Raw genomic sequence first — 15,307 nt, 5'->3', positions numbered from 1 at the left:
CACTCCGTCCCCACTCCGTCCCCACTTGCTCAATTGTTCAACCGCATCGCAGCTTCGATGTCGCCTTTCGCCCATATCTCGCACACGTCGGTAAGCGAGGGCATGAGTGACATTATCTCCTCGCGCTCCATCTTGCCAAATGGCGCCAGCACAAAATCTGCTAGGTCTCCGCTTATCTGGCGATCTGCCGGCGGCCCAACGCCGATGCGAAGACGCGCATAGTCGCGAGTCTTCAGCACATGCTCGATGCTCTTCAATCCGTTGTGTCCGCCTGCACTGCCTTTCGCCCGCGTGCGATATCGCCCGACCGGCAGCGCAACTTCGTCCGAAATTACCAGCAGATCCGTTGCCGGCGCCCAGAACGGACGGCGTGTGTAGGGTCGCAGTGCGTCGCCGCTCAGGTTCATGAACGTCTGCGGCTTAAGCAGACGAACCTTCACATTTCCGAGCGTGCCGCTCGATACCTGCGCGTCGCCGTCCTTGCGCCATCCGTCGAAATGCCAGCGCTCGGCGAGATGATCCACGAGCCACCACCCTACATTGTGGCGCGTCGCTGCGTATTCGCGACCGGGATTGCCGAGTCCGACGATGAGTTTCACGATTGATTACGGGTACGAAAAAGGGCGGGCGAGTTGCCCGCCCTCTGACGTTGCACGAGTGAGTTACTTCTTCTCGGGCTCTGCACCCTCTTCCGGCTTCTTGGCGCGAATGACTTCCGGCTCCGCCGAGGTCGGCTCGACTTCCGCCGCGACAGCTTCCACCGCTGCGCGTGGCGTTGCGATGACGACGACGGCTGCGCCGGGCTCGTCCAGCACGGTGACGCCGTCAGGAACCTTGACGCCGCTCACGTGAATGGAGTCGCCGAGGTCGAGGTCGGTGATGTCGATCTCGATCTGATTCGGCATCCTGGCCGGATCGACCGAGATCGTGAGCTCGCGAAGCGGGTGGTCGATGATGCCGCCGCTCAGGCGCACTCCGACCGGCGTACCGATGAGACGCAGCGGAACGCGCACCGTCATCTTCTCACCGGCGACGATCTCCTGGAAATCGATGTGCAGGATCGCGCGCTTGAAGGGATGGCGCTGAATCTCGCGAATGAGTGCGCGGGAAGTTGTGCCGTCTACCGCCAGCTCGACAACCGTGTTATCGGCCGAGATGCGCGACAGCAGCTTCTCGAGATCGCGCGCCGAAACGGCGAGCGGCAGCGATTCGCGCGCATGTCCGTAGATGACCGCAGGGACCTGGCCGTCGCGGCGAAGCGAGCGTGCGTTGCCCTTTCCGGTACCGGTGCGGCGGGTTGCGGTGAGTGATGCTGTTGCCATGCTGGACCCCTATTCAAATAGCGAGCTGACCGACTGCTCGGAGTGGATGTAACGAATCGCCTTGGAGAGAAGCTCGCCCACCGAAAGTATCTTCAGCGTCGGGAACGTTCGGTCCGGCGGAATGCACACGGTATCGGTCACCGCTACCTCCGCTATAGGCGCACTGCTGAGCCGTTCGACGGCGGGGCCGGAGAACAGCGCGTGAGTTGCGCAGACATACACGTCACGCGCGCCCAGAGCCTTGAGCGCGCGCGCCGCTTCACACATGGTACCCGCCGTGTCGATCATGTCGTCGACCAGCAGACAATCCCGCCCGCCGACCTCGCCAACGACGTTGACGACTTCGGCCACGTTGGCCTTGGGTCGTCGCTTGTCGATTATCGCGAAGGTGGCATTGAGCCGCTTCGCGAAACCACGGGCCATCTTCGCGCTCCCGACATCGGGCGCGACGACGACCGGATCCACCAACTGCTTCTTTCTGTAGTGTGCGGTAAACACCGGCGCGGCGTAGAGGTGATCGACGGGAATGTCGAAGAACCCCTGAAGCTGATGCTGGTGAAAATCCACTCCCACAACTCTGTCGGCGCCAGCCTTCTGGATCATGTTTGCCAGAAGCTTTGCGCCGATCGCCACTCGCGGCTGGTCCTTGCGGTCCTGTCGCGAATACCCGTAGTACGGCATGACCACAGTCACCCGAGCCGCGGAGGCGCGAAGGGCTGCATCGATCATGAGCAGCAGCTCCATGATGTTGTCAGCCGGCGGATTCGTGGGTTGAACGATGAACACATCGTTGCCACGAACGTTTTCATCGATCCGGACAAAAAGCTCGCCGTCCGCGAATCGCGTCGACGTGTTCTTGCACAGCTCGATCCCCATGTAGCGCGCAATCTCTTCTGCGAGCGCCTTGTTGGCGGTTCCGGAGAGCAGCTTGGCGCCGTGACTCGGTACGGACAGGCCGTCCATTTTTGTACAGCCTTTAAGGTTAATGACGCCTGGGGCGCCGGTCAATAAGAGGTGCTATTTGGGGGTACCCCCGACTGCATTGCCCCCGGTGGATTCGAACCACCATTCTCGGATCCAAAGACCGATGTCCTGCCATTGGACGAGGGGGCAGAAAAAGAACAGCCTTGAAAGCTAGTCTAACCGGCGCACGCCTTCAACGTCGAGAGCGGTCCGGGTGAGCACCACCCGGCAGCCGGTGGCCCTCGCCAGGGCATCCGCGTCCGGCTCGGAGTCGAAGATCCCGAAGAGTACTGAGCCGGAGCCGGTCATCTCGGCGATCGATGCGCCGGCGGCGCGGAGCGCTGCGATCACTTCCCGCAGTAGCGGATAGCGGGCAGCCAGCAGGGAGCGTGACAGGTCATTTCGCGCGAGCCGTGTGATCGCCTTCCAATCAGCCAGGTCGTCCATCGTGAGATGGCTTGGCCGGCGCTCATTAGCGCTCAGCGATGAATACGCCTCCGCGGTGCTGATTCCGAACGAGGGGATCACCAGCGCGACATGGCGCTGAGGCAGTGCGGGCAGTTCCAGGATCCGATCACCGCGCCCCCATGCCAGCGCCCTCGCTGCCGTTGAGACCAGAAATGGAACGTCTGCGCCCAGCTTCGCGCCCATGTCAGCCAGCTCGGCTTCCGTACATGCGTGTGGCGCCATCGCATTGAAACCGAGCAGCGTCGCGGCTGCATCTGCGCTGCCGCCGCCGAGCCCGCCACCTGCAGGGATTCGCTTTGTGATCACGATGCGGAAACCCGTCGGCCAGTCCTGTCTTCCCGTATACATCTGCGCGGCACGGTAGGCGAGGTTTTCGTGAGCCGGCCCAACATCTTCACTGCACGCGATCTCGCGCACGCCCGGCGCCGCGAGCGTTACAACAACGTCGTCCGCGAGCTCGATGCGATGAAACAGAGTTTCTATAGTGTGATACCCATCGTCTTCGCGCGCCAGGACGTGCAGCCAGAGATTCAGCTTCGCCTGTGCGCGCACTGCAACACTCGTCGTCACGCGACTCTCATGCGGAGGCCGGCTCGGCGTCCTGCTGCGACTGCAGATCCTTGAGATTCAGATTCAGACGCGCCGCGTACACCGCGCCGAAGACCGTGATCGGAATGAATGACAGGATATGGAAGCCGAGCGCCCAGCTTGTCGCGAGCGATCGATCCACGGAGTAGATCGCGAGACCGATCACCGCCACCTTCTCGAACACGCCGAAATATCCCGGCGCGGCGGGAACTGCGACGCCGAGCGCGACCATTGCCTGCAGCAGCAGTGCCGCTGAGAACGGCGCGTGGATTCCGACAGCGAGCATCGCAATCCACCATCCGAGCGCGTTCATCAGCCAGTGCGCTATCGTCCATCCAAGCACCGCCGCGAAGTGAGTCGGACTGCGCAGCACGCTCAGTCCGTGACTGAACGTGGCGAGTGCGGCCTTTCCGCGCTCTTCCAGTTTTGGCGAGAGTCGCCGCGCAAACAACTCGAACAGCCGAATCAGCTGTGCGGGGAAGAACACCAGTGCGTAGAGGATGAGGATCGCAACGCCGACCAGCACCGCGCCAGCCAGCGCCCAGCGCACGATCGACTGTCCGCCCACGTGAACGTTTGCCGGAAAGCGCGGATCCAGTACCGAGAGAAACGCGAGCAGCAACAGAACTATCGCATCGAAGACGCGGTCAACCGCGAGCGATGCGATGGACGTCGAGAACGGCACCTGTGTCTCGCGCGTGAGTACATACGCGCGGGCAACCTCGCCGGCGCGCGCGGGAACAACGTTGTTCACCATCATTCCGATCGCCGTTGCGCGCCAGAGCGGACCGAACGGAAGCCTGGGGTATATCGGATCGAGAATGGTGCGCCAGCGCCGCGCCCGCAGTGGGAAGATCAGCGTCGCGCACACGACTGCGATCGCGAACAGCCACGGATTCGACTGCGATAGCTCGTGAATGACAGTTGCAAGACTCACTTCGCGCAGCACCCAGCATAACAGCGCCGCGCTGATGGCGACGCCGAGCAGCGCGCGGAAGTGTTTCTTCAACGAACAGAGTCCATCGCGGTTCGAATTTCGCCGACAGCCGCTGCGAGTCCTATGAATATCGCGCGGCTGATTATCGAATGCCCGATGTTGAGTTCCTCTATCTCGGGAATCTGGGCGACCGGGCCGAGGTTTCGCGCCGTGAGGCCGTGGCCGGCGTGTACGGCAAGCTCGAGCTCGGCGGCGAGCGTGGCGGCTTCGCGCAAAGCCCCGAGCGGCGCAGGATCACCGGGGTGGTTGGCGAAGTCGCCGGTGTGAAGCTCTATCGCGTCGGCACCGACCTGCCTGGACATGCGAACGGCCGCTTCGTCCGGACCGATGAACAGACTTGTCCGGATGCCGGCCTCCCGCAGCGCGGAAACGGCGCGCTCGACTCGCGTCGCGTGCTTCACAACGTCGAGCCCTCCCTCCGTGGTGACTTCCTCGCGTCGCTCCGGGACGAGAGTTACCTGATCCGGACGGCTGGCGATTGCAATCGCGACCATCTCGTCGGTGCAGGCGAGTTCCAGGTTGAAATAGGTCCGGATGGCGGCCCGCAGAACTCCCACGTCGGCGTCCTGGATGTGGCGGCGGTCTTCCCTGAGGTGTGCGGTGATCCCGTCCACGCCGACTTCCTCGCAGACAAGGGCGGCTTCGACGGGGTCGGGCTCGTATCCACGTCGCGCCTGCCTGAGCGTCGCGACGTGGTCGATGTTCACATAAAGGCGCTGGTAGCTTGCTCGCATATTCGGCCGGAGTATAACTTCTTCCCAATGAAGAAGTTACTGCTTGCATTTGTGGTGGTGGGAGCCCTCGCGTGTCATACCGCGGCGCCACCATCGACGTCCACGGTCGACAACACGCCCGGCGCCAAAACATCCACGGCGGCGGTGGAACGCTTCTTCGCCGCGGTTCACGCGCAGGATCTCCAGGCGATGTCGCTCGTCTGGGGTACGTCCAAGGGGTCGGCGCGCGACAACATGGAGCGTGCGCAGCTGGAGAAGCGCGAAGTGATTCTGCAGTGCTACTTCAATTACGACACGTTCCGGGTTCTGGGCGAGAGTCCTACGTCCGAAATTCGCCGCATGGTGCGTGTCGAGCTGCAGCGCGACGGACGGACGCGGACGCCAACTGTCTATACGGTGCTCGGACCGAACGGGCGGTGGTACGTCGAAAACCTGGATATCGCCGCGGTCAAGGATTTCTGCGGGATGGCGCCGCCTGCCCCTGGCAACATGTAGCGCCTCTCCGATTCACGCGTAGCTTAAGCGGTTGATGCGCTCCGGCAAGACGTGAACCTCACCCCCACTGGCCGCATGGAAAAGAACAAATCGCTGGCGCACGCCGGCTACCTCATAGGTGCACTGCTGTTCGTAATTCCTCTGTGCGACGCTCTGATGCGCGTCTGGCCGATGCAACTCGGCAATCAGAACTGGCGATTCCAGATCGTCGGTGGGCTGAGCAGCATCACCCTCGTTCCGCTCATCGGTCTGCTCGTTGGACTGGTGGCCACGGGTTACGTCGGCAACGAACGCGCTCGACGATCCATAGGTGTCTTCTGTTTCGCGCTGGTCGCGGTGCTTGTGATCCTCGCGGCCCTGTTCATTGTGGACTACTTCCGGATGCGAGCATCGTTTCCGCCACGGTTCCAGCACGCGGCGATGATCGCTTCGACTACGGCGGTCATCAAGTTCGTGGCGACTATCGTGGTGCTCGCATTGTTCGGGCTCGCCGGGTTGGATCGACCTGGTTTCCGTCGGGCGTAAGGGCTATGGCTCCGACATGTTCGCGCCGTACCGCTCAGTCATTCCGATAGCTCCACCAGCACTCCGCCCGTCGAAGACGGGTGCAGAAATGCGATCAATTTCCCCTCGGCGCCGCGCCTCGGCGTCTCATCGATAATTCGGACACCGGCAGCGCGGCATCGGTCGAGCGCTATGTGGATATCTGGAACGGCGATACAAATGTGATGTATCCCTGGGCCACGGCGCGCGAGGAACTTGCCGATCGGCGTATCGGGGGCATCCGGCTCCAGGAACTCGATCAGCGACTCGCCGCTTTCGACGGCCGCTATGCGCGCCCCGTCCGAATCGGCCAGCGGCACTTCGGGCATCTGCAAAACGTCGCGGAAAAAGGGCAGGATGGCCGACAGGGATTCCACCGCGATTCCGACGTGTGCTATGTGGGCGGTCCTGCCGGATTTCGGGGTTGAGGCGTCGGCGTCGGGCATTGCCTGTACGATTAGATTAGAAGGTGAGCACGTGAACGCGTTTTGCACTCACGATAAGCGGCTTGGTTGCCGCGGAGAAAGATAAGATGTCGAATTCAGTGGAGCTTACGGACGCCACCTTCTCGAGCGAGATCGAGAAGCACGATGGCCTCGCAGTGGTGGATTTCTGGGCTCCGTGGTGTGGCCCGTGCCGCATGGTCGGCCCGGTTCTCGAGGAGCTGGCCAGTGAGTACGCTGGCAAGGCAAAAGTCGCAAAGGTTGATGTCGATCAGAATCAGAGTCTCGCGCAGCGCTTCGGCGTTCGGTCGATCCCCTTGATTCTCTTCTTCAAGAACGGGAAGGTCGTCGATCAGGTGCTGGGTGCGGTTCCCAAGGCCCAGCTCGCCGCGAAGTTCCAGCAGCACGCGGCGTAGTCACAGGGCAACGCGGTCGCGTTGCAACTGTGTCGTCGTTCAGTCCAGGGGCGTTCGTTCGATTTGACCGCGATCTTATCGTGGTGATCGAATGAGCGCCCCTTCTGCGTCCCCGGGATCCCTCTACATCGTCGCCACTCCGATCGGGAATCTGGGCGATATGACGATCCGCGGGACCGAGGTGCTCAAGTCGGTGAGCGTCGTCGTCGCCGAGGACACGCGGCACTCGCGGACGCTGATGAACCACCTCGGCGTCACGACGCCGATGATCGCTTACCACGAACACAACGAAGCGCGCGAATCCCCGCGGCTGGTCAGGCGCATGATCGAAGGCGAGTCGATTGCGCTCATCTCCGACGCCGGCACGCCGCTGCTGTCCGATCCCGGCGCGCGACTGGTTGCGGCTGCACTTGCAGCGGACTTGCGTGTGATACCCATTCCCGGAGCGTCCGCGCTGCTGTCCGCGCTGGTAGCGTCGGGAATCTCGGCTGAACAGTTCACGTTCCTCGGATTTCTTCCGCGCAAGGGCGGCGAGCGCGAGGCCATGCTGCGCACGATTCTGCGCTCCCCGTTCACCACGATTCTGTACGAATCGCCGCAGCGTATCGCGGCTACGCTGCTGGATCTGGTCGATGCGGGTTGTGGCGAGCGGGCAGCGGCGCTCGCACGCGAGCTGACGAAGCGGTTCGAGGAGGTGCGTCGCGGAACCGTCGCCTCACTCAGCGAGACCATCGGTGAGGGTATCAAGGGCGAGATAGTGCTCGTGATCGCCGGTGCGACGGAGCGCGCTCCAACGGAAATCGAGGCGCGTGATACGGTCTCACGGATGCGCTCCGAAGGAGCGTCGTCGCGCGACATAATAGAGCGGCTCACAGGTGAGCTTGGAGTGCCGAGAAACATCGCATACAAGCTGGCGCATTCTCCGCCCGATTCCACGCCGGCCGGTTAAGTTCCCAGGGTGGCTCTGAACCCGAAAAAAGACCGATGATCGCCCCGCTGGATCTCGTCGCCGAGGCGACGCGAATGCTGCTGGACGACTACGCCGAAACGGAAACGCAGGGTGTTACAACCGCCAGCACGCGTGAGCTTCGCGTGCTGGATCCGTCCTTGGTGTCCGCCGATCTCGGTCCGCATGGGCCCGTCGCGAGGGCGATGCAGCGGTTCAGCCAGCGATTCGAGGACCGTCCGACTCAGCGCGCGATGGCGGAGGCTGTCGTCGGTCTGTACAACAGTGGCGGCGTCGGTCTGCTGGAAGCGGGAACCGGCGTTGGAAAATCGCTTGGATATCTGATCCCCGCACTCCGTTGGGCCGCGGCGAACGGAGAGCGCACTGTAGTCTCGACCAACACGATCAATCTGCAGGAGCAGCTCGTCCGGAAGGATCTGCCGTTTCTGCACGACGCGCTGGCATCGGAGCAGAACGTGCGATTCGCCCTGCTCAAGGGCTGGCGCAATTATCTCTGCAAGCTGCGTCTCGCGCAGGCGACGTTGCTCGGGCCGAGTCTCGTCGACGACGAGGCGAGCGAAGCACTGGAGGAGATTCGCATCTGGAGCGAGACGACGGAAGATGGATCGCTGAGCGATCTCGCGACACCGCCACGCGGTGAGGTGTGGGACGAAGTTGCCGCTGAGCCGGATCTGTGCACGCGCAACGCATGTCCGCACTATCAGGACTGCTTCCTGTTCAAGGCGCGACGTGAAGCTGCGCAGGCTGACGTCGTCGTGGTGAATCATCATCTCCTGATGTCGGACGTCGCGGTACGTCGCGCAGCGGGAAACTGGGAAGACGCTGCGGTGATTCCGTCGTACACGCGGCTGGTGATAGACGAGGGGCATCATCTCGAAGACGCCGCGTCGGCGCACCTTGGCGTCACGACGTCGCGGCGTACGCTGCAACGACTCTTCAACCGTCTGGACCGTCGCGGACGCGGGCTCGTCACAACGCTGGTCGAGCGTCTTTCGGCGTCGCGAGATCTGCTCGGCACCGCGAGCCTCGACGTCGTGACGCAGCGCATCGTGCCTGCGGTGCGCGCGTCGCGCGAGAAGAGCGATCTGGTGTTCGATCTGTTGCTCGCGGTACTGCAGAACGACGCCGCGCCGGTGATGCGGATGAGTGAAGACTTCGCGCAACACCCCGTGTGGAAGGGCGGCCTGCACATCGCGCTGACGGATCTGTTGCGCGAGCTGCGGGTGCTGGGCGAGAGTCTCACGCTCGTCGGCGATCGGTTGCAGGGTGGTGATCGGCGCGACGATACGCTGCTGATGCTCGTCAACGAGCTGCGCGCGGTCGCACGCAGACTCGATGCTTCGGCAGACGGATTGCTGCTCGCGCTGCGTCCGCCGGCCACGGTCGAGCCGATGGTGCGCTGGCTCGAGGTAAAGGGACGGGAAGGGAATATCGCGGTGACCGCGGTGCCGCTCGATCTCGCTCCCATTCTGCGCGACGATCTCTTTACGCGCGTGAAGACCGCAGTGGTGACGAGCGCCACGCTCGGCACCGAGGGTGACTTTGCATTTGTTGCGCGGCGGTTCGGACTCGACGGCAGCGCGATCACACCGGTGACAGCGGCATTCGCGTCGCCGTTCGACTACCAGTCACAGGCGTTGCTCATCGTTCCGACCGACGTGCCCGCACCGAACGAAGATGCAGCGCGCCACTTCAGCGCTGTGCTGCGCATCATCGCGGACGTTGCGCGCGCGTCGGGCGGCGGGATGTTCGTGCTGTTCACGAGCCATCGCGACGTTCGCGCGGCTGGAGAGGCACTCCGACGAAATGATCTCGCGGATGAGTTCACTCTTCTCGTTCACGGAGAGGACGGCCGCGATGCGTTGCTGCAGCGCTTCCGCAACTCCGGCAACGCAATACTGCTTGGCACGTCGTCGTACTGGGAAGGCGTCGACGTGCCGGGCGATGCGCTGCGTGCTCTGGTAATCGCGCGACTGCCGTTCAGGGTTCCGTCGGAGCCGGTGACGGCGGCGCAGTGCGAGGCGATCACAGCGCGCGGTGGCGACGCGTTCGGCGAGTACATGCTGCCGCACGCGTCACTTCGACTCAAGCAGGGCTTCGGCCGGCTGATACGCACGGGCACCGACCGCGGCGCCATCATTATTGCGGATCCGCGCGTAATCACCAAGAGATACGGCCGTGAGCTCTTACGCGACCTTCCCCCCGCCAGGCGCATGAGTGGAGCGTGGAGTGCGCTTGAGCGTCAACTTCAACGCTTCTACGGCAGGACCTGAACAGCATGACTCAAACAGCCACTGGCCGGCCCGGCAAGATCGTATGCGTGGGCCGAAATTACTCCGAACACGCGAAGGAGCTCGGTAACGCGGTCCCCAAGGAGCCCCTTCTTTTTCTCAAGCCCCCCTCGAGCGTGATCCGCGAGGGTGAGTCGATTGTCCTGCCACCGCAGTCGAATCAGGTGGAATTCGAGGGTGAGATCGGCGTGGTGATCGGGTCCAGGCTCTCTCACGCAGATGTTGCGGCCGCCGCCAAGGCGATTCGGGGTATTTGCGCGCTCAACGACGTCACCGCGCGAGACCTCCAGAAGAGCGACGGGCAGTGGACCCGCGCCAAGGGTTTCGACACTTTCTGCGCGATCGGGCCGGAATCCGCCGCCCCGAGCGACCTGAAAACTCTGATGGTACTAACCCGGGTGAACGGGGTAGAACGCCAACGCGGTGCGGCTTCCGACATGGTCTTCCCGATTCCGGATTTGCTATCCTACATATCGGGAATCATGACGCTGGAGCCGGGCGACGTGGTTGCAACTGGCACCCCGGCAGGTGTCGGCAAACTCGCCGCTGGCGACGTGGTGGAAATAGAAATTCCCGGAATCAGTAAAGTGCGCAACCCTGTCACCAACACCGTCTGAGTGCCTCCCTACAACGAACGCATCACAAAACTTCCGCCGTACCCGCTGGCCGATATTCCGCACAAGAAGCGTGCGTTGATCGCGCGCGGCGTGGACCTCATAGATCTGGGTGCTGGCGACGCAATCCTGCCGCCGCCTGAAGCAGCGCTCGAGCGAATGACGCGCGCGATCCGTGAGCCGGCCATGGGCCGCTACGGATTCGAGATGGGACTCGTGGAATACCGTGAGGCGATAGTTCGCTTCATGAAGAAGCGGTTCGGCGTCACATTCGATCCGCTCAAGGAAGTAGTTCCGCTCATCGGATCCAAGGAAGGTCTCGCACATCTCGCGCTCGCGTATCTCGACAAGGGCGACTACGCCATCATGCCGGAGCCGGGCTATAACGCGTACATGGGCGGAACGATCCTGTCCAACGGAACGCCGTACCGCTACGAGCTGCGCGCCGATAACAACTTCCTCGTCGAGCTCGACGAAGTGCCGAGCGACGTGCTCGCGCGGACAAAGATTCTCTATCTGAACTATCCGGGGAATCCGACCGCTGCAATCGCTCCGATGGAATATCTCGCGCGCGTCGTGAAGCAGTGCAAGGAGCACGACATCGTGCTCGTGTACGACAACGCGTACTCCGAAATGGCATACGATGGCTATGTGCCGCCGAGCATCTTCGAGGTGGAGGGAGCTCGTGACGTCGCCCTCGAATTCCATTCAATGTCCAAGACGTACAACATGACCGGCTGGCGTTGTGGCTGGGCATGCGGACGCGAAGAGCTGGTGCACGCTCTGGCGACCGTAAAGTCGTTCATCGATACTGGCTCGTATCTCGCGATTCAGGCCGCGGCAGCTGCTGCGCTGGACGTGCACGACGAGTTCGTTCCAAAGAACGTGGCGATCTTCACGGAGCGCCGGGATGCAGCAGTTGCCGCGTTCCGTGAGAACGGCTTCCAGTGCGACGTTCCGAAAGCTGCGATGTATCTCTGGATTCCACTGCCGCCGCACATTCCAAGCAAGGTGTTCGCCGACAAGTTGATGGAGCAGGAAGGTGTGGTCGTGTTGGCTGGTGCAGCGTTCGGCGCCGGAGGCGAGGGTTTCTTCCGTATCTCGTTCATCACGTCGCCCGAGCGCATCCGCGAAGCTGCGAAGCGTGCGGGACGCGTACTTGCCTCGTTCAACGACTAGGCTCGCGTAGATATGCAATTCCGCCGTCCGTCAGGTGCCTGGATCACCTCGATCGCCATTCACGTGGTGGTCGCGGTTCTGTTCATTCAGGCAATCCTGTCGCGGCATCCGGACTTCCTTTCGTTCGGCCACGCGGTACCCGCGCCGGTGGTCGAGCGAGTAGGGTTCCTGGCGTTACCTCAGCCTAGGAATCACCTGCCGCCGACACCTGGCAGGAGCGGCGGAGACGGGCTGGCAAAGAAACCGAGCGCGGCTCAGATGCCGACCGCTCCGACCAAAGTCCCACAGATCATCACCGCACCGCCCAAGGGGCCACCGGTCAATTCCATCGGTCCCTCCAGCGGACCGCTCATTGGCGGCGGCGGGCAGCTACGCGGTGTTCAGCCGCGTTACGAGGACCCGCGCGTCTGGGTCGCACCGGGCGAGGTCGCGAGTGCGCCCAAGACCGACGCTCAGCGACTCGACAGCGTAATCAAGAACGACATCGGCGCCTTCAACGACTCGGTCCGCGTAGCCAACAGCGGCAGAAAACCTGGCGACTGGACGTTCGAGAAGGGCGGGCAGAAGTACGGAATCGACAGCAAGTACATCCACCTCGGACCATTCTCGATTCCGACAGCGGTCCTCGCGATGTTGCCGCTCAACATTACCGGCAACCCTACTACATACCAGCGTAACAAGACGCTCACCGCGAACCACGACGAGATCTTCGAGCAGGCTCAGCGCGGAATCAACGACGCGGACTTCGAGAAGGCTGTACGAAGCATCCGCGAGCGCAAGGAGCGCGAGCGGAAGGAAGCGGAGGAGATCAAGCAGAAGGCTGCGCAGGACGCGAAGTCGCAGCCGCAGTAGTTACGTGGATTCTGTAGGGGCAGGCGGTGCCTGCCCCTGCGCTACGAAACCAATCCCGACGACGCTGTCTGCGCGCTATCCGTATCGAGTACGGTGAATGGCCTGAACACGCCGCATACGACTCCCAGCACGCCGAAACCGTCGCGCGGATTTACGACGATGTCCCGGTCGGCCGGGTTCGCGGCCTTGAGCACCACCGTCTGTCCATCATGCGACAGCGTCTTGATCGTCGCGTCTTCACCGATCCGCGCAGCGACCATGTCGCCATCCTTCGGCGAAGCTGCAGCGTCGACCATCACGAAGTCGCCGCTCTCGATAGCACGCCCGATCATGCTGTCTCCCTTCACCTTCAGAAAGAAGACACGCTCCGATGGCAGGAATCGCCTGTCCATTGTGATGAATCCTTCGCGATGCTCCGGAAGCAGTGCAGGCTCACCCGCGTGAATACGTCCGTAGTACGGAACCGGAGTCGATTGCGCGGCACCGCTGAAGCCGAGCAGCCGCACTCCGCGTGAGCGTGAGGGATCGCGCTCGATGTATCCCTTGCGTGCAAGCGACTGCAGGAGATCCGAGACCGTCTTGGTCGACTTGATCTCGAACTTCTTGCCGATGTCGCGAATACTTGGCTGATATGTATGTTCAGCCGTGAAATCGAGCAGGTACTGATAGACTGAGCTTTCGAGACGCGTCAATTGCTCAGACATAAGCACTCCGTGAGGGTTCGGGTTGTACGCTGTAGCACACAAAATGTGGCGCGGTTCTCGGCCGGTCAACCATTGTTTCGATCATTAATGTAATCGATCGCTCGTTCGAGCCGGGCGACCGCGCGGTCCTGCCCCTGCATCACGAGTACGTCGAAGATGCCGGGGCTGACGGTCAGGCCGGTCAATGCGACTCTGAGCGGCTGAAACAACTTTCCGCCGCCAATTCCGTGCCGTTCCGCGAGTCCTCTCAGCTCGGCTTCGAGGGTAGTCGCATCCCACGAAGGAACGGCGGCCAGTGCGGCGCGCGTGGAGGCGAGGATTTCCAGCGTGGCCGGCCTGTCCTTCCATTGCTTGGCGACCGCTTCGGGATCATACGTGATCTGATCCACGAAGTAGGGTGCCGCCTGGCGGACTATGTCGTCCACGACGCGCGCGCGCACCCGCAGCAGATCCACGAGCTGGAGATACCAGTCGTGGCGCGCGGCTAGCTCCTCGCCAGTCGCAAGACCGGCTGCGATTATTGCGCGCGTTACCACAGGCTCCAGCTCGGCGAGCGGCATCATGGACATGTGCTGGCCGTTCATCCACTCGAGCTTCTTGGGGTCGAAGATCGCGGCCTTGCGCTGCAACCCTTCCGGTGAGAACAGCTCGACCATCTCGGCGAGCGTCATCACCTCGCGGTCGCCGCCGGGCGACCAGCCCAGCAACGCGAGGAAGTTGAGCATCGCCTGCGGCAGCAGTCCTTCATGCTGGTAATCTCCGACGGCAGTCGCTCCGTGACGCTTGCTCAACTTCTTTCCGTCCAGCCCATGGATCATCGGAAGGTGCGCGAAGCGCGGAAGATCCTTGCCGAGCGCACGGTACAGCATGATCTGCTTGGGCGTGTTGGAGATGTGGTCGTCGCCGCGCATGACGAGCGTGACACCCATCGCGACGTCATCCGACACGACAGCGAAGTTGTAGATGGGTGTACGATCGGAGCGCAGTATCACGAAGTCGTCGACGTCCTTGTTCGGGAAGGCGATGCGCGCGTGCACGAGATCATCCCATTCCGTGACACCGTGCTCGTCCGGAACGCGAAAGCGCACGACGTACGGGTCGCCGCGCTCGAGTCGCTGTTCCTCTTCGTGCAGTGGAATCTCGGCCCACTCGCGTTTGTACTTGTAGATCTCGCCACGCGCCTGCGCCGCCGAGCGTCGCTCCTCGAGGACACTCTGCGGCGTGAAGTCGCGATATGCGAGGCCGGCATCGAGCAGTTGCTTGACATCCGCGCGATGCCGTTCCAGGTTCGCGCCCTGGTATACGACGGGCTCGTCCCAGTTGAGGCCAAGCCACTCGAGTCCGTCGAAAATTGCGCGCGTGCTCTCGTCGGTGCTGCGCACCTTGTCGGTGTCCTCGATGCGGAGGAGAAACTGACCGCCGAAGCGGCGCACATACAGCCAGTTGAACAGGGCGGTGCGCGCGCCGCCCACGTGCAGGTATCCCGTGGGTGATGGTGCGAAGCGAACGCGTGCTGGCGGGTGAGAGCTCATGTCACAAAGATGATGGATACGCAAACGGGCCCGTCATCGAGGACCGAGCCCGCCGTAGCGTGGAATATACGGAGAGGGAGGGATTCGAACCCTCGATAGAGGTTGACCCCCTATGCCGGTTTAGCAAACCGGTGCCTTCAGCCTCTCGGCCACCCCTCCTGGAGCCGGTGTAAGTTAGTGCTGCACGACGGACTGTACA

At 62.5% G+C, this 15,307-nt stretch carries 17 protein-coding genes and 2 tRNA genes; 8 read left to right on the top strand and 11 right to left on the bottom strand.

All coding sequences use genetic code 11. From position 1 onward, the window contains the following. Nucleotides 1-29 precede the first annotated feature (29 nt). The 7 genes from pth to V4529_09895 form a co-directional block, all read right to left on the bottom strand. Complete coding sequence (pth, locus tag V4529_09925) at nucleotides 30-599, bottom strand: aminoacyl-tRNA hydrolase (protein MES2358643.1); 570 nt, start codon at nucleotides 597-599, stop codon at nucleotides 30-32. A gap of 63 nt (nucleotides 600-662) precedes the next feature. After that, a complete protein-coding gene (locus V4529_09920) occupies nucleotides 663-1,322 on the bottom strand; it encodes a 50S ribosomal protein L25 (protein ID MES2358642.1) in 660 nt (219 codons plus the stop codon). Between the two features lie 9 nt (nucleotides 1,323-1,331). Beyond that, nucleotides 1,332-2,285, bottom strand: a complete 954-nt coding sequence (locus V4529_09915; protein MES2358641.1) for a ribose-phosphate pyrophosphokinase — start codon at nucleotides 2,283-2,285, stop codon at nucleotides 1,332-1,334. A gap of 79 nt (nucleotides 2,286-2,364) precedes the next feature. Then, a tRNA-Gln gene (locus V4529_09910) sits at nucleotides 2,365-2,435 on the bottom strand. 21 nt (nucleotides 2,436-2,456) lie between these two features. Beyond that, nucleotides 2,457-3,323, bottom strand: a complete 867-nt coding sequence (gene ispE / locus V4529_09905; protein ID MES2358640.1) for a 4-(cytidine 5'-diphospho)-2-C-methyl-D-erythritol kinase — start codon at nucleotides 3,321-3,323, stop codon at nucleotides 2,457-2,459. A gap of 7 nt (nucleotides 3,324-3,330) precedes the next feature. After that, nucleotides 3,331-4,350 carry a lysylphosphatidylglycerol synthase transmembrane domain-containing protein gene (locus V4529_09900; protein MES2358639.1) on the bottom strand — a complete coding sequence of 340 codons (1,020 nt, stop codon included), beginning with the start codon at nucleotides 4,348-4,350 and terminating at the stop codon, nucleotides 3,331-3,333. After that, nucleotides 4,347-5,072 (bottom strand): pyridoxine 5'-phosphate synthase, encoded by a 726-nt coding sequence (locus V4529_09895; GenBank protein ID MES2358638.1) that lies wholly within the window; start codon nucleotides 5,070-5,072, stop codon nucleotides 4,347-4,349. The genes V4529_09900 and V4529_09895 overlap by 4 nt, the downstream gene beginning before the upstream one ends. Nucleotides 5,073-5,099: 27 nt before the next feature. On the opposite strand from V4529_09895, the gene V4529_09890 reads away from it, so the two are divergent. Together V4529_09890 and V4529_09885 are read left to right on the top strand one after the other, a co-directional pair. After that, complete coding sequence (locus tag V4529_09890) at nucleotides 5,100-5,567, top strand: hypothetical protein (GenBank protein ID MES2358637.1); 468 nt, start codon at nucleotides 5,100-5,102, stop codon at nucleotides 5,565-5,567. A gap of 75 nt (nucleotides 5,568-5,642) precedes the next feature. Further along, nucleotides 5,643-6,092 carry a hypothetical protein gene (locus V4529_09885; GenBank protein MES2358636.1) on the top strand — a complete coding sequence of 150 codons (450 nt, stop codon included), beginning with the start codon at nucleotides 5,643-5,645 and terminating at the stop codon, nucleotides 6,090-6,092. A gap of 38 nt (nucleotides 6,093-6,130) precedes the next feature. Here the strand turns inward: V4529_09885 and mce are convergent, their stop codons facing one another. Then, nucleotides 6,131-6,556 carry a methylmalonyl-CoA epimerase gene (mce, locus tag V4529_09880; protein MES2358635.1) on the bottom strand — a complete coding sequence of 142 codons (426 nt, stop codon included), beginning with the start codon at nucleotides 6,554-6,556 and terminating at the stop codon, nucleotides 6,131-6,133. An 86-nt stretch (nucleotides 6,557-6,642) separates the two neighbouring features. Between mce and trxA the strand changes: the two genes are divergently transcribed. The 6 genes from trxA to V4529_09850 all read left to right on the top strand — a co-directional run bounded on the left by trxA (nucleotide 6,643) and on the right by V4529_09850 (nucleotide 12,872). Beyond that, the gene (gene trxA / locus V4529_09875) at nucleotides 6,643-6,969 is read left to right on the top strand and encodes a thioredoxin (protein ID MES2358634.1); all 327 of its coding nucleotides are present in this window, start codon (nucleotides 6,643-6,645) and stop codon (nucleotides 6,967-6,969) included. 91 nt (nucleotides 6,970-7,060) lie between these two features. Beyond that, nucleotides 7,061-7,918, top strand: coding sequence for a 16S rRNA (cytidine(1402)-2'-O)-methyltransferase (gene rsmI, locus V4529_09870; protein MES2358633.1), 858 nt, complete (start codon nucleotides 7,061-7,063; stop codon nucleotides 7,916-7,918). Nucleotides 7,919-7,953: 35 nt separating this feature from the next. Continuing rightward, entirely contained in the window at nucleotides 7,954-10,209 is a 2,256-nt protein-coding gene (locus tag V4529_09865) for an ATP-dependent DNA helicase (protein MES2358632.1), read from the top strand. A 5-nt stretch (nucleotides 10,210-10,214) separates the two neighbouring features. Next, nucleotides 10,215-10,844 carry a fumarylacetoacetate hydrolase family protein gene (locus V4529_09860; protein MES2358631.1) on the top strand — a complete coding sequence of 210 codons (630 nt, stop codon included), beginning with the start codon at nucleotides 10,215-10,217 and terminating at the stop codon, nucleotides 10,842-10,844. After that, nucleotides 10,845-12,020, top strand: a complete 1,176-nt coding sequence (locus V4529_09855) for an aminotransferase class I/II-fold pyridoxal phosphate-dependent enzyme (protein MES2358630.1) — start codon at nucleotides 10,845-10,847, stop codon at nucleotides 12,018-12,020. A gap of 12 nt (nucleotides 12,021-12,032) precedes the next feature. Continuing rightward, nucleotides 12,033-12,872 carry a hypothetical protein gene (locus V4529_09850; GenBank protein ID MES2358629.1) on the top strand — a complete coding sequence of 280 codons (840 nt, stop codon included), beginning with the start codon at nucleotides 12,033-12,035 and terminating at the stop codon, nucleotides 12,870-12,872. 41 nt (nucleotides 12,873-12,913) lie between these two features. Here V4529_09850 and lexA read toward each other — a convergent pair whose 3' ends face one another. The 3 genes from lexA to V4529_09835 form a co-directional block, all read right to left on the bottom strand. Then, a complete protein-coding gene (gene lexA, locus V4529_09845) occupies nucleotides 12,914-13,576 on the bottom strand; it encodes a transcriptional repressor LexA (protein ID MES2358628.1) in 663 nt (220 codons plus the stop codon). Nucleotides 13,577-13,641: 65 nt separating this feature from the next. Beyond that, complete coding sequence (gltX, locus tag V4529_09840; GenBank protein ID MES2358627.1) at nucleotides 13,642-15,108, bottom strand: glutamate--tRNA ligase; 1,467 nt, start codon at nucleotides 15,106-15,108, stop codon at nucleotides 13,642-13,644. Between the two features lie 69 nt (nucleotides 15,109-15,177). Beyond that, nucleotides 15,178-15,267, bottom strand: a tRNA-Ser gene (locus V4529_09835). Nucleotides 15,268-15,307: the final 40 nt, after the last annotated feature.

Source organism: Gemmatimonadota bacterium (genome assembly GCA_040388625.1).
Classification (GTDB): Bacteria; Gemmatimonadota; Gemmatimonadetes; order Gemmatimonadales; family Gemmatimonadaceae; genus Fen-1247.
The sequence above is the reverse complement of the archived record's forward strand: the minus strand, read 5'-3'. Positions and strand labels throughout refer to the sequence as shown.

Excerpts from the sequence above, each read along its gene's own strand:
- V4529_09885 (MES2358636.1), top strand. The coding sequence starts at position 5,643 with ATGGAAAAGAACAAATCGCTGGCGCACGCCGGCTACCTCATAGGTGCA.
- trxA (MES2358634.1), top strand. The coding sequence starts at position 6,643 with ATGTCGAATTCAGTGGAGCTTACGGACGCCACCTTCTCGAGCGAGATC.
- V4529_09920 (MES2358642.1), bottom strand. The coding sequence starts at position 1,322 with ATGGCAACAGCATCACTCACCGCAACCCGCCGCACCGGTACCGGAAAG.
- V4529_09890 (MES2358637.1), top strand. The coding sequence starts at position 5,100 with ATGAAGAAGTTACTGCTTGCATTTGTGGTGGTGGGAGCCCTCGCGTGT.
- lexA (MES2358628.1), bottom strand. The coding sequence starts at position 13,576 with ATGTCTGAGCAATTGACGCGTCTCGAAAGCTCAGTCTATCAGTACCTG.
- V4529_09850 (MES2358629.1), top strand. The coding sequence starts at position 12,033 with ATGCAATTCCGCCGTCCGTCAGGTGCCTGGATCACCTCGATCGCCATT.
- gltX (MES2358627.1), bottom strand. The coding sequence starts at position 15,108 with ATGAGCTCTCACCCGCCAGCACGCGTTCGCTTCGCACCATCACCCACG.
- mce (MES2358635.1), bottom strand. The coding sequence starts at position 6,556 with ATGCCCGACGCCGACGCCTCAACCCCGAAATCCGGCAGGACCGCCCAC.
- rsmI (MES2358633.1), top strand. The coding sequence starts at position 7,061 with ATGAGCGCCCCTTCTGCGTCCCCGGGATCCCTCTACATCGTCGCCACT.
- V4529_09895 (MES2358638.1), bottom strand. The coding sequence starts at position 5,072 with ATGCGAGCAAGCTACCAGCGCCTTTATGTGAACATCGACCACGTCGCG.
- V4529_09915 (MES2358641.1), bottom strand. The coding sequence starts at position 2,285 with ATGGACGGCCTGTCCGTACCGAGTCACGGCGCCAAGCTGCTCTCCGGA.
- V4529_09865 (MES2358632.1), top strand. The coding sequence starts at position 7,954 with ATGATCGCCCCGCTGGATCTCGTCGCCGAGGCGACGCGAATGCTGCTG.
- V4529_09860 (MES2358631.1), top strand. The coding sequence starts at position 10,215 with ATGACTCAAACAGCCACTGGCCGGCCCGGCAAGATCGTATGCGTGGGC.